The organism is Nocardia sp. NPDC049526 (assembly GCF_044465765.1).
Classification (GTDB): Bacteria; Actinomycetota; Actinomycetes; order Mycobacteriales; family Mycobacteriaceae; genus Nocardia.
The window spans coordinates 163,557-180,555 of the sequence record NZ_JBITMA010000009.1 but is presented as its reverse complement, the minus strand read 5'-3'; the positions used below and the strand labels follow the sequence as shown (position 1 = coordinate 180,555).

Sequence of the window (16,999 nt, the reverse complement as noted above, 5' to 3'; positions counted from 1 at the left end):
CGACGGTAGCCGAATGGTGGTTGCCCAAGGGGCCTCGAAGCCACCATTCGACTACCGTCGGCGCTGCTGCCGCGGGCTAGAGCGAGGCGAGGCGGGAGAGGATGCGGTTGGTGGAGCGGGGGGCGACACCGGCAAGTCCGCGCAGGGTGCGCGCGAAGCGGGGTTGGAGGCGAGCCGGGCGGGTGCGGATGGCCGTTTCGATCAGGCGGGCTGCGTCGGTCGGTTCCAGCGCGGGCTCGGTGACGTAATGCGCGATCGTGCCGGTATCCGATTGGACGGCCGGATATTGGACGGCGGTCACCTGGATGCCGCGCGGCGAGAGTTCGGCGTCCGCGCATTGACCGAAGGTGGTCCAGGCGGCCTGGGAGCTGGCGTAGGAGGCGAAATTCGGTGTGGCACCGGTCTTCAGGCTCCACGGGCCCACATTGATCACATGGCCGGAGCCGGACTCCAGCATGGCGGGCAGCAGGCCCAGCGTCAGACGGAGCGGACCGAAGTAGTTGGTCGCCATCATGCGCTGATAATCGCGGAAGCGGTCCAGGGATTGCGAGACGGGTCGGCGCAGCGGACGGCCCGCATTGTTGATCAGCACATCGACGCGGCCGAAATCGCTGAGCACCCAGTCGACGAGCTGATCGACATCACCGAGTGCGGAGATATCACAGCGGAACCAATTGGCGGCACCGCCCGCATCGACGATCTGATTGCAGCTGGCGACGAGTTGATCCCCGCGCCGGGCGACCAGCAGCAACTGCGCACCCTGTGCGGCAAGCAGTGTGGCTGTGGCGTGACCGATCTCGGAACACGCGTCCGTCACGAGAACCCGCAGCCCCTCGACGGATTCGGGCCGCTGGCGCTTACGATCCGGCAAACGGGTCGGGGCACTGCGGAATTCGAGCATCAGAGCAACCTTCACCGTAGATGGGCTGAACCAACGCATCCGACACCCCGCCGACAGTGCCGAAGTCGACCGCCGTCGCCAACAGATAACCGAACCGCCGGATGGGCGGTGAAGCTATTTGCTGGCGACTATATGCGGCGCGACACAGTCTAATCCGTGGAGTCGTACCTCAGGGCGTGTTCGGATGTGCAGATCTCATCGATTCCGGTAACGATGTCGCGCAACAGTTCTGAGGGCAGCGCCGAGGGCCGCAAACGGCAGGTGAAGGTGATCAGTCCGTGGTCCTCGACCGCGAGTCCGCGCGCTTGCGCCTCATCACGCAGGTACTTCGAGCGCACGCCGTAGGTCATCGCGGAGATGACGGTGAAGCATCCGGTTCGCTCCCGGTGGCCAGCAAACAAATCGTGCAGTCTGTAGAAAACCGAGCTGTAGGTCGACAGCGGCGCGAAAATCGCGACCCGGTAGGCGGGCCCGCGTTCCGAGGAACTGATGACCGTGTCGGCCAGATACTCCGCGTCGCGCAGTGTCAGCACCTTCGGGGCGAACATGAGTGCGCCCGCCGCGGCATTGCGCACCGGTGCACCCGCGCGGCCGCCCGCAGCAGAGGCGATGACGCCCAACGACTTCCTGGTCTTGGTGCCGACCTCACGGCGCGCACGCAGCGAGCGGGTGGGCGTGGTGGGGTAGAGGCTCGACCACTGACCGAACCGCACGGTCCCCAGCTGCACATGTCCGGTGCCGACCGGACGCGACACCTTCAGCGGCGCGGTATCGACCCAACGACCGACCTGCAGTGCGACATTGCCCGGCCGGGCGATTTCGGCGTAGGCGTGTTCGACGAAGGAGTCGAAGTCCAGGAAGCGGTCGGCGTCGGTGGTGAGCCAGGTGTGGTCCTTATCGATATCGACCGCATCGAGGGTGAGTGCGGTGATGATGCCCGCGCGTCCGCCCGCGCCGAGGATCCGGTGGAAGCGCTCGGTGTGGTGGTTGCGACCGCAGGTGCCGATGCGTCCGTCCGGATCGACGTACTCCAGGTCCACAATCTGGTCGATGAACATGCCGTACTTGTGCGATGCCGTGCTGACACCGCCGACCGAGGCGAAACCGCCCGCGGTGATATCGCGGTGGTCGCCGACGATCGGTAGACCGAGCCCGTGTGCGCCGAGGCGTCGATCGATATCGGAGAGTTTGGCGCCCGCCTGCACGCGCACGGTGCGCCTGCCGAGGTTGATATCGAGCACCGCATTCATCTTTCGCAGCGACACCACCGCGCGCGGATCGGGTAACGACAGACCATCGTCGATCGGTTCGCCGCCACGCACCGTGAGGTTTTCCGCGCGACCGCGTGAATTCCGCACCGTACGAACGACATCCGCGGTGTCACGAGGTAGATATTCTTCGGCGGCGACAGTGTGCGGCGTGCTCATGGACCGAAAGCTAACCACAGCGCGGCCTCCGATGCTCGTTCGATCTCTACGGTTACCGGACCGGCGGCGCGAGCCGCTGGCTGAACAGGACGGATCCGGTGGCATCGCACAGATTGACCGTCAGTTCTCTTGACTTGCCATCGATCAGCACCTCACCGAAATGTTGGAAGCTGTCCAGCGGTGAGGCGTTCTGAACGGTCGGTGCGTGCACGAAGACCGCCTCCGGACCGAAGGTGCCGTCGAGCGGATTCGGGCCGAACGCACCGGCATTCAGTGGTCCGGACACGAACTCCCAGAACTCGTCGAAGTCGGTGAAGGCGGCGCGCTCGGGCGAATAGTGGTGGGCCGCGGTGTAGTGCACGTCCGCGGTCAGCCAGACCACGCCACCCACCTTGTTCGCCTTGTTCGCCGAGAGCACCTGGGCGATTTCGGTTTCCCGGCCGGACGGGGCGCCGTTGTCGCCATTGGCGGGGCCCTCGTATGCCGTGACTTTTTGTTCACCGTCCTTGACGACAAGGCCGAGCGGTAGGTCGTTGGCGACGATTTTCCAGGTGGCCTTGGAATCGCGCAGACCCTCGATGAGCCACTTCGTCTGTTCCGGACCGAAGATGCGACCGCTGGGTCCGTTGTCGATGTCGTTGGTGTCCTTATAGGTCCGCATATCCAGGACGAAGATGTCCAGCAGCGGGCCGTAAGAGATCTTGCGGTAGAGGCGGCTGTCGACCGCCTCCTTCGGCTCCAATGGCATCCATTCGTGGAAGGCCTGCCACGAGCGCGTCGCGAGGGTGTCCATGCTGCGCTCGCGGTAGCCCTTGGTCTCGGCGACCAGGCCGCCGTGGTACCAGTTGTTGACGGTTTCGTGGTCGTCCCACTGGACCACCTGGGCGACCGAGGTGTTGAAGCGGCGGTAGTTCTGGTCGGTCAGGTTGTAGGCGTAGTTGCCACGGAACTGGTCCAGGGTCTGCGCGATAGCGCTTTTCGCCTCGGAGACGGTATTGCGCCAGATTCGGCCGTCGGGCAGCGTCACCGATTCCTGCAGCGGGCCGTCGGCGTAGATCGAGTCACCGGAGTGGATGAACAGGTGCGGGTCGCGCGCGGCCATGGCGGAGAAGATCTTCATACCGCCGAGTTCGGGGTTGATGCCGTAGCCCTGGCCGACCACATCACCGGACCACTGCAGCTTGATATCGGATGCGCCGGTGGGCACGGTGCGGAACACACCGGTGATCGGTTCGGAGGTGGCGCCGTCCTCGCCCTCGAGGGTGACCCGATAGTGCACCTGCTGACCCGCGGGCAGACCGTTGACGCGCACGCGTCCGGTGCCGTCGGAGTCCGGGGTGAGCATCGGACCGGTGAATCGTTTGGCGTCGCTGAAAGATTCGGTGGCCGCGGTCTCCACGATCAGTTTCGCGGGCTGATCGGAGCGCGCCCAGATCAGCGCGCCGTCGGTGCGCGGATCGCCCACCGCGACGCCATGGGTGAGTTTCGGGCGCGGACGGACCAGTGTGGGCCCGTCGTTCGAGCAGGCGGCGAGTGCGGGGACCGCCACGAGACCGAGGGCGGAGGTGCGCAGCAGGGTGCGCCGGGAGATGCCGAAGTCCGAACCAGTCATTGGCCCACCTTGGCGCAGGGAGTCCAACACCATGTGAACTCCCATCGTCGGCTCGGCCAACAGGCGCCCGGTATCAGCTGCGCGGTCGGAGTTCGATGATCGGGATGAGCCGGTCGGTCTTCTTCTGGTAGCCGAGATAGCGCGGTTGCACCGCGGTGATCTGCTTCCATGCCTGCTCGCGCCGTTGCTCGTCCAGCTGTTCGGCCGTGACGTGGTACTTCGTACCGCCCACCTCAGCCCACACCTGATCCGGATGTGCGGCGATATTGTGATACCAGCCCGGATGTTGGATCGCGCCGCCCATGGAGGCGACGATCAGCCAGCCGCCGTCATCGGCCGGAAACCGGCTCACCGTCACCCGACGTTCCTGACCGCTCTTCGCGCCGACGGTGGTCAGATAGACCAGGTCCATCCCCATGAATCGGTCGTGGCGGAATCGGTGGTATCGCTCCATCGCCTGGATGAGGAAACGGAACACCGGATTGGGTGACGGTGGCCGGGATCCCCGCGTCCCCGGTGGAATCTTCTGAAAACTCATGATTCGCTCCCATACCGCTGGAACTGTCTGCCTGACAGCATTCCACTTCGGTGATCATTTCGTGGCCGGACGCCAGATGACCGAAGACCCCGAACCCGGATGGTTCGGGGCCTTCTGGTGCGAACCCTCAGATGGTGTTGTCGCAGAGGATTTCGAATGCGCGGACGGCGTCTTCCGGGAAGACGAGTACCCGGTGTCGGGCGGGCTGAGCCGAGCCGATGGTGGCGCGGATCCCGTTGTCGCGCAACAGGTCGCAGACCGTGCGGGCGGTGGCTTCGGCGGCCACCGTCGCGGCCGCGACGAGCAGGCCGTAGTCCTCGGTAGCCGGCTCATGCGAGCGCGTGAGCCACATCATCGGGTGTGCCTTTCGCCGTCGGTCATTCGGTCCTGGTACTTCTGCAGCACGGCGAGCTGTTTGCGTTCCTCGGCGTGCTCGATCTCGAAGTAGCGCTCGGATTCCGCCACGGGATCGGGTCGCAGGAAGCTGCCGGAGCCCGGTTTGCCCGCCGAACCGAGTTTGTTCATCTTCTTCGGGATCGCCGCGCCCTGGTAGACCAGCGGCACGGGATGGCCGTGCTCGTCGACCGGTCCGAGCGCCTGGTGCACCTCGACGTACTCGCCGTGCGGCAGTCGCTTGATTATGCCCGTTTCGATGCCGTGCTCCAGCACCGCCCGGTCGCTGCGCTGCAGACCGATGCAGAACCTATAGGTGATGAAGTACGCGATCGGCGGTGCGATCAATAGGCCGATGCGGCCCATCCAGGTGGTGGCATTGAGCGAGATGTCGAACTTCAACGCGATGATGTCGTTGACACAGCTGAGCGTCAGCACCAGATAGAAGGTGATTGCCATCGCGCCGATTCCGCTGCGCACCGGCACGTCTCGCGGGCGCTGCAACAGATTGTGGGCCGCGTAATCCTTGGTGAGCCGCTTCTCTATCCACGGGTAGGCGGGCAGGATCACGAGTACCAGGCCCATCACCAGAGCAACCCAGAACGCCGCCGGAATGGTGTAGTTGCCGAGGTATATCTCCCACGGCGGCATGAGCCGGGCCAGGCCGTCGGTCCACATCATGTAGAAGTCCGGTTGTGAACCCGCTGACACCTGCGCCGGGTTGTATGGCCCGAGTTCCCAGATCGGATTGATCTGGAATACCCCGCCCATGATCGCCACCGTGGCGAGGGTGAACATGAAGAACGCACCCTGGTCCGCGGCGAAGACCGGCACGATCCGCGCGCCGACGACATTGCGCTCGGTGCGCCCCGGTCCCGGGAATTGCGTGTGCTTCTGATACCAGACCAGTGCGACATGCGCGGCGATCAGCGCGAGCATGATGCCGGGGAACAGCAGCACATGTGTGATGAACAGGCGCGGAATCAGCACCTCGCCCGGAAATTCGCCGCCGAACAGGGCGAAGTGGATCCAGGTTCCGACGATCGGGATGCTCATCGTGATCCCGCCGAGCGGTGAACGCAGGCCGGTGCCCGACAACAGATCGTCGGGCAGGCTGTAGCCGAAGTAGCCCTCGAACATGGCCAGGACCAACAGGGTCGAGCCGATCACCCAATTCGCTTCGCGCGGTTTGCGGAACGCGCCGGTGAAGAAGATCCGCAGGCAGTGCACGATGATCGCGGCCAGGAACATCAGTGCGGCCCAATGGTGTACCTGCCGGACGAACAGACCGCCGCGCACCTCGAACGAAATGTCCAGGGAGCTGGCATAAGCCGCCGACATGTGCACGCCGCGCAGCGGTTGGTACGCGCCGTCGTAGACCACTTCCGTCATCGACGGATCGAAGTACAGCGTCAGGTAGATGCCCGAGATCAGCAGAATGATGAAGCTGTACAAGGCGATCTCGCCGAGCAGGAAGGCCCAGTGCGTCGGGAAGACCTTGTTGATCGAACGCTTCACGAAGGCCGCGGCGCGGTACCGCTCGTCCGCGGCGTCGGCATGCTGCGCCGCCTTCGAGCTCATCGCGGGCTCCCGTCCGAGCCGTGTGGCGCCACCTCGTAACGAATGAACAGCACAGGCATTGTCATCTCCTTCTCGATCGACAGCCGGCTACGCATAAGACGGTCGAGCGGTCCGAAACGTGACGGCCTGGATGCGAGAAGTACTACCGTGTGACGTAGATCTCGTCAGGGCTCGGGGAGTTCGTTCAACGCGGCGAGGAAGTCGTCCGACGGATAGATGCAGAGCGATTCACCGGTGTGCTGCGTGGCTGCGGCCAGCTCGATGGTGCCACCGTGCCACCAGTAGACGTCCTGGCTGACCGGCCACGGGCGCTGCGTGTAATCGAGCACCGCGACCTGGGCCAGCACCGTGGTGGCCTGGACCACCTCGAGATTCGCCACCGGGTGCGCGTAGATATGGCGCTGCGACGGCACCACGAATACCGCACCCGCCGGTCCGATCACCGGATACGCATCGAGCCAGCACGCGTGCGCGGTGATGTAGTCGGAGATGCCGCACAGCATGGTGATTTCGACACCGTCGGCGGTCGGCGTATCGATCTGGTGAGTGAGCACATCCAATGGACCGTCGCTGCGGGTGTTCCGCTCGGCGAGGGCGAACAGGTCGTCTTCGTCGATCGGCCACTGCCGCAGCATCGGATAGGTGACCGGAGCCATGGTGTGCACCTGATCGATCAGCACCCGCTGGATCAGGCCGGGTGCGACCTGGCGACGCACCACATCGGGCGCACCGCCGTGCCCGGAGTAGAGCCGAGTCCTGATGAGCCCCTGCATCATTGCGAAGTCGCCGGTATCGAGCGGATCTCGGTCGACCTCCAGATCGACCAGCCCGGTACTCAGATAGTCCGCCACCAATGCCGGCCACTGATCCGGCGGCTCATCCGCGGCCATCCGCCGCAAATTCGTCAACCCGACCATCACATCCCCCGCGGGCCCGGACAACATCACATCATCGGCCGCCGCCAACCGACACGAATACCCCAACTGATGCGCCGCCGCCACGGCGAGAGACAACAACAGATCCGGCGCTATCTCCGACACCGTGACTCCCTCGCTCGTCTTGCGGTGCACCAGCTTTCACCACGGCACGCCCGCAGCTACCGCACTCGGAACACGTACACCGTGATTGTGCCTCGCCGTCGCGACCCGCACCCCGGTGTTGCCGAGATCGCCCATCCGCGAGCGGCCACGGGCTCGCGGTCGGGCCGGTAGGGTGGTCGGAACCCCTGGTACGACAGGTCATTGTCGGGTCGGGGCGATGCGACGGAGGGGAACCGTGTCTGATCTGGATGACCGGGTAGGGCTCGCGGTGGAATGGCTGTGCCGGAATCAGTTGGCGGACGGGCTCGGCGGTGCCGGTTGGGGGTGGGTATCGGATGTGCCACCGAACCCGCAGAACACCGCGGAGGTCGTATGCGCACTGACCGCGGCCGGTCGGGAAGTGCCACGGGCCGACGAGGTTTCGGTGCTGGTGCGCCGCTCGGTCGTGGCCAGGGAGAGTGGCGAGTGGGCATTTCAATCGCCCATCGACGTGTCCTGGCGGCTGCGCGCCCTGCAGGCGCTCGGGGTCTCGCCGACGGATCCGGATGTTGTCGATTCGATGCGTGCGCTGCTCGCCGAGCAGGATGCCGACAGCGGCGGCTGGCGCTTCTCCCGCGGGGCGGGGCCGATTTCGGTGACCGCGACCGCGAATTCGATTCGGGCACTTGCCGGTCTCGGATCCGAGCACGAGGAGGCCGCCCAAGCACTGCTGCGCGGCACCACATTTCTGGTGACCTCGATGCTGGACAACGATCCGCGCGTGCGGCCGGTATACGCCTGCGCCTATGTGGCTTTCGTGGTCGCGCGACCGGAGATCGCCGCGCTCGGCGGCAAACGCATCGATCGGGTGCGCGAACTCGCCGTCGGGCAATTGCTCGAAGGTCTGCGCCGGCGCGAGGAGCCGGTCGAGGAGGAGGCCTTCCGCCGCAATGAAGTCGCCGACACCTGGCGGCATCTGAGTCTGCATCTGGCGGTCGGCGCCGTCGTCGTCGCGGATAGTCAGGCGATCTTCGATCCAGGCGTTCGGCAGGGGTTGGTCGATCTGCTCGATCTGCAGGAGACGGCGGCCCTGCACGCGAATCGGGGCGGATTCCGTACCTCGGCAGAGGGTTTCGTCACGTCGTATGCCACGGTCCAGGGTTTGGAGGCGATGACATACGCCCGCGCGGCGGTCAACGAGCGGGTCAGCCCGGCGCGGGTATTCGACATGATCTGCCGCGTCGACGGTGTGCACCACGCGGATGCCCAGCAGGTCATCGAGGTGGACGGGCGGGCGGTGATGATGAACAGCCACGGGGGTGCCCTGGTGCTCGCGGCGACCGGATCAGCAGGGCTGACCATCGCCGTACTCGCGGTGATATTCGCCGATGAACTCGGGGTGGTCGGCAGTCGGACGCTGGTGGTGTGGGGGACCCTGTTCATCGCGCTCGGCAGCTTCACCGGGGTGGCGACGCGGCTGCCGTCTGTGCCGAAGGTACGGATCGCGGCGGCGGTATTCGCGGCCTTCACCGCGGTGGTGCTACCCGTGGTGACCTTCCTGTTGTCGTCGTGAATACCGCCTATCGGTCGCTGGCCCTGCTGGTCGTCGCCACCAGCCTATGGGGCGCGTCCAGCGCCTTGATCGCTCGCACTGCCGCAACGGGTTTCGCGGCGGGCGCACCGGTGGCCGCGGGTGGTGCGGTATCGCTGCTGCTGTGTGCGGTGGCGGCCGGAGACAATCCGGTGCGGGCCTTCCGCGCCGGACCCGGTCTATTCCTCCGATTGGGGGCGCTCGAGGTGGTGAACCTCGCGTTTTACGCCGCCGCCTTGCGGATCGGCCCGCTCCCGGTCGTCGTCGCGCTGCATCTGACCGCACCGGTGTTGATCATCGCGACCCATATCGTGCGCGGGATGCGCGAATTGAACCTGGTGGTGATCGTCGAGTTGGTGCTCGTCGGGGCGGCCATCTGTCTGGTGGCCGGTCGCCCGCCCGCGGGCACGCCCGCCTGGCAGGTACTGCTCGCCTGTGCCCTGGCGGTGGCCAGTGCCGCCAGTGTCGCGTTACTGATCGGTCTGGTCGCCCGGGAATCCGCCGACCGTGCCACGCTGTCCGCCGCCGGTCTGCAATTGCTGTGCGCCGGAGTTCTCGGGGCACCACTGCTGGTGCTCCGGCCGCCATCGGTGGTCGCGGCAACCGAATTGGCGGTGATCGGTGCGGCGCTACTCGGCCCGGGATTCGCGTGCTACTGGTGGGCGTTGCGGCGCTTGGATGCCACGACGGCGGGGATCGTTGGGCTCAACGAGGCCGTAGTCGCGTCGATCATCGGCACCGCGGTCGCGGGTAGCCATGTCACCGCGGCGACACTGCTCGCCGGCGCCCTGGTGCTCATGGCCGTGGGACTCGAGGTGCGAACGACGCGGGCGTCCGGTGCGCCGCCGCCACGAACGCCGCGCATGCCTCGGGTTGTTTATCCCCGGTGGCTGTTTCGACTCCGCTATTGACGTCCACCGCGAACGGACGCACCCGTGCGATGGCATCGGCGACATTGTCCGGACCGAGTCCACCGGCGAGCATCACTGGGCAGCCCAGTTCGTGCAGCGCTGTCACGACGGCCGCACTCACCGACCAGTCGTGGGTGCGGCCGGTGCCGCCCAATCGGTCCGTGGTGCGTGAATCGAGCAGTATCGCATCGCAATCCGCGGCGGCCTCGCGGGCGTCATCGACGGCCTCCGGCCCGGTGACGTGCACCGCCTTGATGATCTTCCGGCCACCGGCGCTCTTTCGGACCGCACGAACGGTGTCGATGGTGACGAGCCCGTGCACCTGGATCGCGTCCACGCCGACGCGGTCGGCCAGGTTCACGATCGCGGCCGCATCCTCCAGATGGGTGACCAGCACACGGCTGACGAAGGGCGGAGCCAGCCGCGACAGCGCCGCCGCGCGCTCGGCATCGAGGGCATCTTCGCTGAAATGGGTGATCCCCGAGATGAATCCGATGGCGTCGGCCCCGCCGGCCAGCGCGATCCGCAGATCGTCCTCGGACCTGATCCCGCAAATCTTTGCGCGCACCGTCACGACTCAACGATATCCGCGCGGTGGACGCGGCGTCGTGCGCCGGGCGGTGCGACCGCCGAAAACCGAACGAGCCCGGTGCGTTCGGCACCGGGCTCGCAGATCTGAAAGGTCTAGCTTGCTGCCGTCTCCGGGATGCGGGTGGCTTCGGGGGCGGAGCCGCTGGGGACGCCCTTCTTCAGGCTGGCGGCGTAGACGTCGACGTATTCTTGGCCGCCGAGCTGCATGAGGTCGTACATGACCTCATCGGTGACGGCGCGTTCGACGAAACGGTTGCCGCCCATGCCTTCGTAGCGGGAGAAGTCGATGGGGGCGCCGAATTTGACGGTGACCTTGTGGCGGCGCCAGCGGAACGGGCCGGGCGGGCAGACCTCGAAGGTGCCGATGACCGCGACCGGGATGACAGGGACGCCGGTCTCGAGCGCGAGGCGGGCAAGGCCGGTCTTGCCCTTGTACAGGCGACCGTCGGGGGAGCGGGTGCCCTCCGGGTAGAGGCCGACGAGGTGACCCTTGTCGAGCAGTTTGCGTGCGGCATTGAGCGCGTCCTCGGCCGCGGAGGCGCCGCTGCGGTCGATCGGGTACTGGCCGGTGGCGCTGAAGAAGAACTTCTGCAGCCGGCCCTTGAAGCCGGGGGCGGTGAAGTACTCGGCCTTGGCGAGATAGCTGATCCGACGCGGGCTCATCAGCGGAGCGAACAACCAGTCCGAGAAGGACAGGTGGTTCCCGGCCAGGATGGCCGGTCCGTCGGCGGGGATATGCTCCACGCCTTCGACCGTCGGACGGTTGTAGAGGTGCATGAACGGTCCCGGGAACAGGTACTTCAGCATCCAGTAGAGCATGGCGTCCTAACCCCCGCGGCCGGGATCGTTTACGAGTACAACCGTCTGTTGCCGACTTTACCGCTGGGTACAGATCACATCCAAGCCGAGCGGCGTATCTCACCACATGTTCTCGAGTTCTGATAACCGACCGCCCGCGGCGTGACCGACGGGCCCGGAGGCGGTAGCGGAGCGTGACCACGGAGGGACCCGGGAGCGCCGCAATCGAACTCAGTGGGTGGAACGAGCCGCCCAGGAACGGCTGCGGCCGGTCTCGGCGAGGGTGGCCCTGGCGAGCTCCGCCGCGCCGATCATTCCCGCCGCCTCACCGAGCTGGGTGGTCCGGATCCGGGCGAGCGGCCGATGCCCGGCGCCGGTGATCGCCCGCGCGTACTCCTCGCGCGCCTCGTCCAGGAACTGTGGCGCCGAACTGCTTACGCCACCGGCGATCACGATCAGCCCGGGATCGAAGATGTCGCTGACGAATGCCAGTCCGAGCCCGAGCCAGCGGGCGAAATCGGCCATGACCGCAACGGCCAACGGGTCGCCGTCCTGGGCGGCTCCGGCCACCCGGCGTCCGGTCAGCGAACCGGGATCGCGCAGCACCTCGCGCGCCAGCACCGTCGAATGCACCGGATCGGTGGCCAGCATTTCGATCGCGGTATCGACCAGAGCCGTTCCGCTGCAATACCTTTCCCAGCAGCCGCGTTTGCCGCACGGACAGGACCGGCCCTGCGGCACCACCTGCAGATGTCCCAGCTCCGGTGCGACGCCGTGCGTGCCCCGATACAGTTCGCCGTCGATGAGCAATGCCGCGCCGATGCCGGTGCCGATCGCGACGAGCACCGAATTGTGCCCGCCCGCCGCCGCGCCGAATCGGTACTCGGCCCACATGGCGGCATTGGCGTCGTGTTCGAGGATCACCGGTAGTTCGAGGCGTTCGGTGAGCCGCTGCGCGACCGGGGTGTCCTGCCAGGGCAGATGCGGTGCGAAGCGCACCGTCGAGCGATCGGCGTTGATGAATCCGGCCACCGCCAAGCCGACCGCGCTGATCGGATGTCTGCGGCACAGTTCGCGGACCGTGCGGTCCAGCGCGTTCTCCAGTGCCCGCGCCGAATGCGGTGTGGGCGCGACCACGGTGTCGAGCACCTCGCCGTCGCCGTCGACCACCGATGCGCGAATATTGGTGCCGCCGACGTCGATTCCGACGGTCAGCGGTCGCGCATCTGCTACTCGCGCCGTCATGCCTTGATCGTCACGGGGATGCCGACGTAGCGGGATCGCTTGCGCCCGGCCGAGTTCGACTGCCGGGTGCGGGTATCCGCGTCGGCGGTTGTGGATTCCGCATCCGGTGCGTCGCCGTGTTGTTCGGTCGCGAACGAATGATCGTGCGGTGCACCGTCTTCGGGCATCACCGGTTCTACCGGCACCCCGGCGAGCGCCTCGCGCAGCACCGTGACGATCGCGGTCCCGTGATCGGCCACCACCGCGAGCACATCGTGATGCTCACCGCGCACCAGAGCCGCGGCCGCGCAGACCGGGCACCAACTGCAACTCGACCAGTCCGGCTGCCCGTCGGCGGCGCGCCGCAGCACGGGTTCGACCCGTTCGAGCACCGCCTCGGCCAGCAGCTTCAATTCCGCGGCGAATTCGCCGAGGTCGTCACCGGGCTCGGCAGCGCCGGGCCAGTCGTTCGAATCACTCATGCCTGCGCCTCGCCAGCGCTCGGCTCCGGCATGCGCCATGCACGCTGTGACATGTTTCGCTCGCTCATACCGGCCACGCTTCCGGGTCCGGGTGGAAACGCACGATCAGATAGCCGTTGTCGAGTTCGGCGCCGTCGACCGTGCACCGTCGCAATACCGGCGCCAGGCGCACCCGGCGTCGGACCCCGTCCGCTCCCACGATCAAATCGTCCTCCACTCGTCCCAGTCGCAGCGTCGCCGGATCGACGACGGGCAGGTGCATCCGCAACGCGTACACCGAATGCAGACCGGTGCCCGATTCCAATCGAACCACCGGCTCGCCGGAACTTGTGCGAACCTCCGCCGGATTGTCGCTCAGCTTCGAGTCGGCATTCAACCGCTCACCCGAATCCATCGCATACGACAGCGCGGACAGGGACGTGAGCCCGACCGGTTCGGGCCCGGTGTGCTGTGCGATCAGCACCCGTGTCCCGTTCATACCCCGTTGCAGCCGGTTCACCACATCCAATTGTTCGGCGCGCCGATTCACATACCACTGGACGGCGGGATGGGCGGCCACTTCGAGTGCGGTCGGCGGGGGCACGGCGGGCAGCACCTTGTTCACCACCACCGCATCCAACCGCAGACCGAGCAGCGCCGCCGCCGAACGCACCCGTTCCGATTCGGCGATGGCGACCTGTTCGGCGACGGTGATCAGTCGCGCACCGGTTCGGCCGTGGTCGGCGAGCAGATCGCGCACCTCGGTGACCGCCTTGACGATCCGCTCGACCGTGGTGGCCAGCACCGCGCGCCGCAGATCGGTGCCGACCATGCTCATCGCCCGCGCATGCGGCGGCCACATGCGCTCCACATATCCGAGCAGGGTTTCCGGCGCGGTGATGATGCGCAACATATCCGCCGAGGGTGGGCAGTCGACGACGATCACATCCCAGTCGTCCTCGGCGGCGAACTGGGTGATCTCCACCAGCATCAGCAATTCCTGCACGCCGGGCAGTCCGGTCAACTCGGCCGGATCCAGTGCGGCCGGATCGATGCCGTGATCGTGGTCGGTTCCGGTCGTGAGCACGCGCACCACCTCGCGGAACCGATCCTCCAGCAGCGCAAGGGAATCGACCTCGATCACATCGAGTCCGGACAGTACGCTCGCGATCCCGGGCACGGTGCCGGGGTCGTGCGGAAATCGGAAGCCGAGCGCGTCGCCGAGCGAATGCGCCTGATCCAACGAGGCCACCAGCACCCGCTGCCCCGCCCGGGCATAAGCCATAGCGGTAGCGCAGGCCAACGTCGTCTTGCCGACCCCGCCTTTGCCGATGAATAGTTCGACCCGAGTACCGGCCGCCTCGGGCTTGTGTGTGATCAGCCTTCGACCCGTTTCTTCAGTTCCTTGAGCGCGGTATCGGTGATCACCTTCTCGGCCTTGCGCTTGAACATGCCGATCATCGGGATATTCAGGTCGACGGTCAGCTCATAGGTCACCTCGGTGGTGCCGTCGGGCTGGTCGACGAGTTCGTAGGTGCCGTCCTGTGCCTTCTGCAGTTCGCCGCTGATCAGCGTCCAGGTGACCGATTTGTCGTCGGGCCGCCAAGTGTAGGACAGCACGTAGGTGTCCTTGACGACTCCGGCATCGAGCACGAAGCGCGCGATCCTGGCCCGGCCGTCGGCACTCTTCTCCAGCACCTCAACGGTTTTCGCCGCCGAGACCCACTCCGGGTAGGACTCCAGATCGGCGATGACGGACATCACCTGCTGCGACGGTGCATCGATGATGATCGACCTCTGGGTCCTGTCGGCCATGGCGGACAACGATTCCTTTCAGCTGCTGTGCTGTGCTCGTGTGCGTCAGCGGGCGGTCGGTGCGGCGTGTGCCGGCACGACACCGGCCGCGCGGCCCGCCTCCAGCCTGGCCTTGATCTCGAACGACATATCCTTGCCCGCCACCCGGCGCGCCCGATTCGCGGCAGCCAGATCCCGTGCCGGCGCCTTCGGTTCGGCGTGCAGGAAGTAGTGCAGGATCACCCCGTCGAGTGCGGGTTCCAGCCATACCTCCATGGTTCCGGTCAGCGCACCGGTGACCGACCAGCGAATACCCTTGTCGGCCCGGTCTTCCCGGACGCCAAGGGTGAGATCAGGCCACCAGCGGCGCCAATTGTTCTCCCCGGCCAGGATCTCGGAGACCGCGGCCCCGGGGGCGGCGACAAACGTCTGATCAGCGATCTGAATACTGCTCACGGCTGCGCCTCGCCGGCGTTCGGCTGCGCCGTGCGCAGAGCGCGCCGGCACATGGTTCGCTCGCTTCGCTCGTTCACAGCCCGAGCGTAGTAGATCACAGCCCCAACCTGTGAGCCGCCGTCGCCTTTATTGCAGCAGCTGACGCAGTCGAGCGCCCAGACTGTCCCAGCGCCACTGTTCCTCGACCCACGCGCGCCCCGCAGCGCCCATCTCGGCGGCGGCATCGCGATCGGACAGGATCTCGACGATGGCGTCGGCGATTTCGGTGGTCTTGCGTCCGTCGACGACGCGGCCGGTCTTGCCCTCCAGCACGGTCTCCGGCGCACCGCCCGAACGTCCGGCCACCACCGGCACTCCGGATGCCGAGGCCTCCAGGTACACGATGCCCAGACCTTCGACATCGAGTCCGGCCCCGCGGGTTCGGCTCGGCATGGCGAATACATCGGCCAAGGTGTGATGGGCCGCCAGCTCGCCGGATGGGACCCGGCCGGTGAAGACCACGTCATCGCTGACGCCGATGGCCGCCGCGAGCCCGTGCAACTTGTCCTCGTACGGTCCGCCGCCCGCGACCACCAGCACCGCACCGGGGATGCGCGCGCGGATCTCGAGCATGGCGATGATCAACGCGTCCTGGCCCTTGCGCGGAACCAGCCGGGACAGGCACAGGATGGTCGGGCGATCGCCGAGGCCGTAGCGCTCGCGCAATTCCGCGCGCGCGGCCGGATCCGGCCGGAACACCTCGGTATCGACGCCCGGTGGCAGATATTCGAGTGCGGCATTCGGCCCGAACGCCGAGGCGAATCGGCCGCGCGTATATCTGCTGACATAGGTGACCACATCGGTGTGCTCACCGATCGCGCGCAATGCCCGCCGCGCACCCGGCAGCATGGACCAGCCGACCTCGTGACCATGTGTACTCGCCAGAATCCGGGTAGCGCCCGCGCGCCGCAGCATCGGCGACAGCAGTGCCAGCGGCGCCGCCGCACCGAACCACACCGTGTCGCAGTTCTCGCTGCGCAGCAGGCGCGCGGCCCGCCGCAGCACCAGCGGGGTCGGCAGCATCAGCGTGGTCGGGTGGCGCACCACCTGGAACTTCTGCTTCGCATCGAATTTCAGATGACTGTCGCCACGCCACCGCGGAGCGTAAACGACCAGATCATCGGGCGGCAGCTCACCGGCCAGCGCCTGCAGATACGACTGGATACCGCCCGGCCGCGGCGGGAAATCATTGGTAACCAGCAGAGTTCGGGCCATGCGAACAAACTACTGTGTCTAATTTGCCGCGCCTTCGGCGCGGCTCTATCTGATTGCAGCGCCTTCGGCGCTGCGTGTTCGCGGCCCCCTGGTGTCTCGCGTCCGAGTCGTCGAGACTCGCGACTTCGTCGCATGCGCTTCGACGACTCGGACGCGAGACGGGCCGCGAACTCCTCGCTCGTAAGACTCGCTCCATTGGGGTCACCGATAACGGATCGTTCGACCACCGATGCACGCTCGACGGATGGTCGAGTCCCACACCTGCAGCGCATGCGCTTCGACAGCTCGGACGCGAGACGGGCCGCGAACTCCTCGCTCGTAAGACTCGCTCCATTGGGGTCACCGATAGCGGATCGTTCGGCCACCGATGCACACGCCACGGATGGTCGAGACTCGCGCTTGCGGCGCATGCGCTTGGACGACTCGGTCGTGAGACGGGTCGCGAACG

At 66.5% G+C, this 16,999-nt stretch carries 17 protein-coding genes; 2 read left to right on the top strand and 15 right to left on the bottom strand.

The features are described 5' to 3' along the window. Nucleotides 1-76: 76 nt before the first annotated feature. The 7 genes from ACIBW7_RS27515 to ACIBW7_RS27485 form a co-directional block, all read right to left on the bottom strand. Nucleotides 77-901 carry an SDR family NAD(P)-dependent oxidoreductase gene (locus tag ACIBW7_RS27515; protein WP_397051128.1) on the bottom strand — a complete coding sequence of 275 codons (825 nt, stop codon included), beginning with the start codon at nt 899-901 and terminating at the stop codon, nt 77-79. Nucleotides 902-1,050: 149 nt separating this feature from the next. Further along, nucleotides 1,051-2,328 (bottom strand): FAD-binding oxidoreductase, encoded by a 1,278-nt coding sequence (locus ACIBW7_RS27510; RefSeq protein ID WP_397051126.1) that lies wholly within the window; start codon nt 2,326-2,328, stop codon nt 1,051-1,053. A gap of 52 nt (nt 2,329-2,380) precedes the next feature. Beyond that, complete coding sequence (locus ACIBW7_RS27505) at nt 2,381-3,940, bottom strand: alkaline phosphatase D family protein (RefSeq protein ID WP_397051124.1); 1,560 nt, start codon at nt 3,938-3,940, stop codon at nt 2,381-2,383. Between the two features lie 73 nt (nt 3,941-4,013). Further along, on the bottom strand, nt 4,014-4,478 hold the full coding sequence (locus ACIBW7_RS27500; protein WP_245720957.1) for a nitroreductase/quinone reductase family protein: 465 nt from the start codon (nt 4,476-4,478) through the stop codon (nt 4,014-4,016). A gap of 127 nt (nt 4,479-4,605) precedes the next feature. Beyond that, nucleotides 4,606-4,833, bottom strand: coding sequence for a hypothetical protein (locus tag ACIBW7_RS27495; protein WP_397051121.1), 228 nt, complete (start codon nt 4,831-4,833; stop codon nt 4,606-4,608). Continuing rightward, nucleotides 4,830-6,452, bottom strand: a complete 1,623-nt coding sequence (locus ACIBW7_RS27490) for a cytochrome bc complex cytochrome b subunit (RefSeq protein ID WP_397051119.1) — start codon at nt 6,450-6,452, stop codon at nt 4,830-4,832. The genes ACIBW7_RS27495 and ACIBW7_RS27490 overlap by 4 nt, the downstream gene beginning before the upstream one ends. A gap of 164 nt (nt 6,453-6,616) precedes the next feature. After that, nucleotides 6,617-7,492: a hypothetical protein gene (locus ACIBW7_RS27485; protein ID WP_397051117.1), complete on the bottom strand. Its 876-nt coding sequence runs from the start codon at nt 7,490-7,492 to the stop codon at nt 6,617-6,619. Between the two features lie 235 nt (nt 7,493-7,727). Here ACIBW7_RS27485 and ACIBW7_RS27480 point away from each other — a divergent pair, with 235 nt between their 5' ends. Next, nucleotides 7,728-9,044 (top strand): hypothetical protein, encoded by a 1,317-nt coding sequence (locus ACIBW7_RS27480; protein WP_397051115.1) that lies wholly within the window; start codon nt 7,728-7,730, stop codon nt 9,042-9,044. Continuing rightward, on the top strand, nt 9,041-9,973 hold the full coding sequence (locus ACIBW7_RS27475) for a hypothetical protein (protein ID WP_397051113.1): 933 nt from the start codon (nt 9,041-9,043) through the stop codon (nt 9,971-9,973). The genes ACIBW7_RS27480 and ACIBW7_RS27475 overlap by 4 nt, the downstream gene beginning before the upstream one ends. On the opposite strand, the gene ACIBW7_RS27470 is transcribed toward ACIBW7_RS27475, so the two are convergent. From ACIBW7_RS27470 to ACIBW7_RS27435, 8 genes are all read right to left on the bottom strand, one after another. Then, nucleotides 9,858-10,547 carry a phosphoribosylanthranilate isomerase gene (locus tag ACIBW7_RS27470; RefSeq protein ID WP_397051111.1) on the bottom strand — a complete coding sequence of 230 codons (690 nt, stop codon included), beginning with the start codon at nt 10,545-10,547 and terminating at the stop codon, nt 9,858-9,860. The two genes, ACIBW7_RS27475 and ACIBW7_RS27470, sit on opposite strands and share 116 nt — an antisense overlap. A gap of 110 nt (nt 10,548-10,657) precedes the next feature. Then, entirely contained in the window at nt 10,658-11,383 is a 726-nt protein-coding gene (locus ACIBW7_RS27465) for a lysophospholipid acyltransferase family protein (protein ID WP_397051109.1), read from the bottom strand. A gap of 210 nt (nt 11,384-11,593) precedes the next feature. Continuing rightward, entirely contained in the window at nt 11,594-12,607 is a 1,014-nt protein-coding gene (locus ACIBW7_RS27460) for an ROK family protein (protein WP_397051107.1), read from the bottom strand. Continuing rightward, the gene (locus ACIBW7_RS27455; RefSeq protein ID WP_397051105.1) at nt 12,604-13,068 is read right to left on the bottom strand and encodes a hypothetical protein; all 465 of its coding nucleotides are present in this window, start codon (nt 13,066-13,068) and stop codon (nt 12,604-12,606) included. Before ACIBW7_RS27455 ends, ACIBW7_RS27460 begins: the two co-directional genes overlap by 4 nt. Before the next feature lie 64 nt (nt 13,069-13,132). After that, nucleotides 13,133-14,425: an ArsA family ATPase gene (locus tag ACIBW7_RS27450; protein WP_397051652.1), complete on the bottom strand. Its 1,293-nt coding sequence runs from the start codon at nt 14,423-14,425 to the stop codon at nt 13,133-13,135. Next, nucleotides 14,425-14,862 carry an SRPBCC family protein gene (locus ACIBW7_RS27445; RefSeq protein ID WP_397051103.1) on the bottom strand — a complete coding sequence of 146 codons (438 nt, stop codon included), beginning with the start codon at nt 14,860-14,862 and terminating at the stop codon, nt 14,425-14,427. Before ACIBW7_RS27445 ends, ACIBW7_RS27450 begins: the two co-directional genes overlap by 1 nt. Before the next feature lie 45 nt (nt 14,863-14,907). Further along, a complete protein-coding gene (locus ACIBW7_RS27440) occupies nt 14,908-15,297 on the bottom strand; it encodes a polyketide cyclase / dehydrase and lipid transport (protein WP_397051101.1) in 390 nt (129 codons plus the stop codon). 126 nt (nt 15,298-15,423) lie between these two features. After that, nucleotides 15,424-16,551: a glycosyltransferase family 4 protein gene (locus ACIBW7_RS27435; RefSeq protein ID WP_397051099.1), complete on the bottom strand. Its 1,128-nt coding sequence runs from the start codon at nt 16,549-16,551 to the stop codon at nt 15,424-15,426. Nucleotides 16,552-16,999 lie beyond the last annotated feature (448 nt).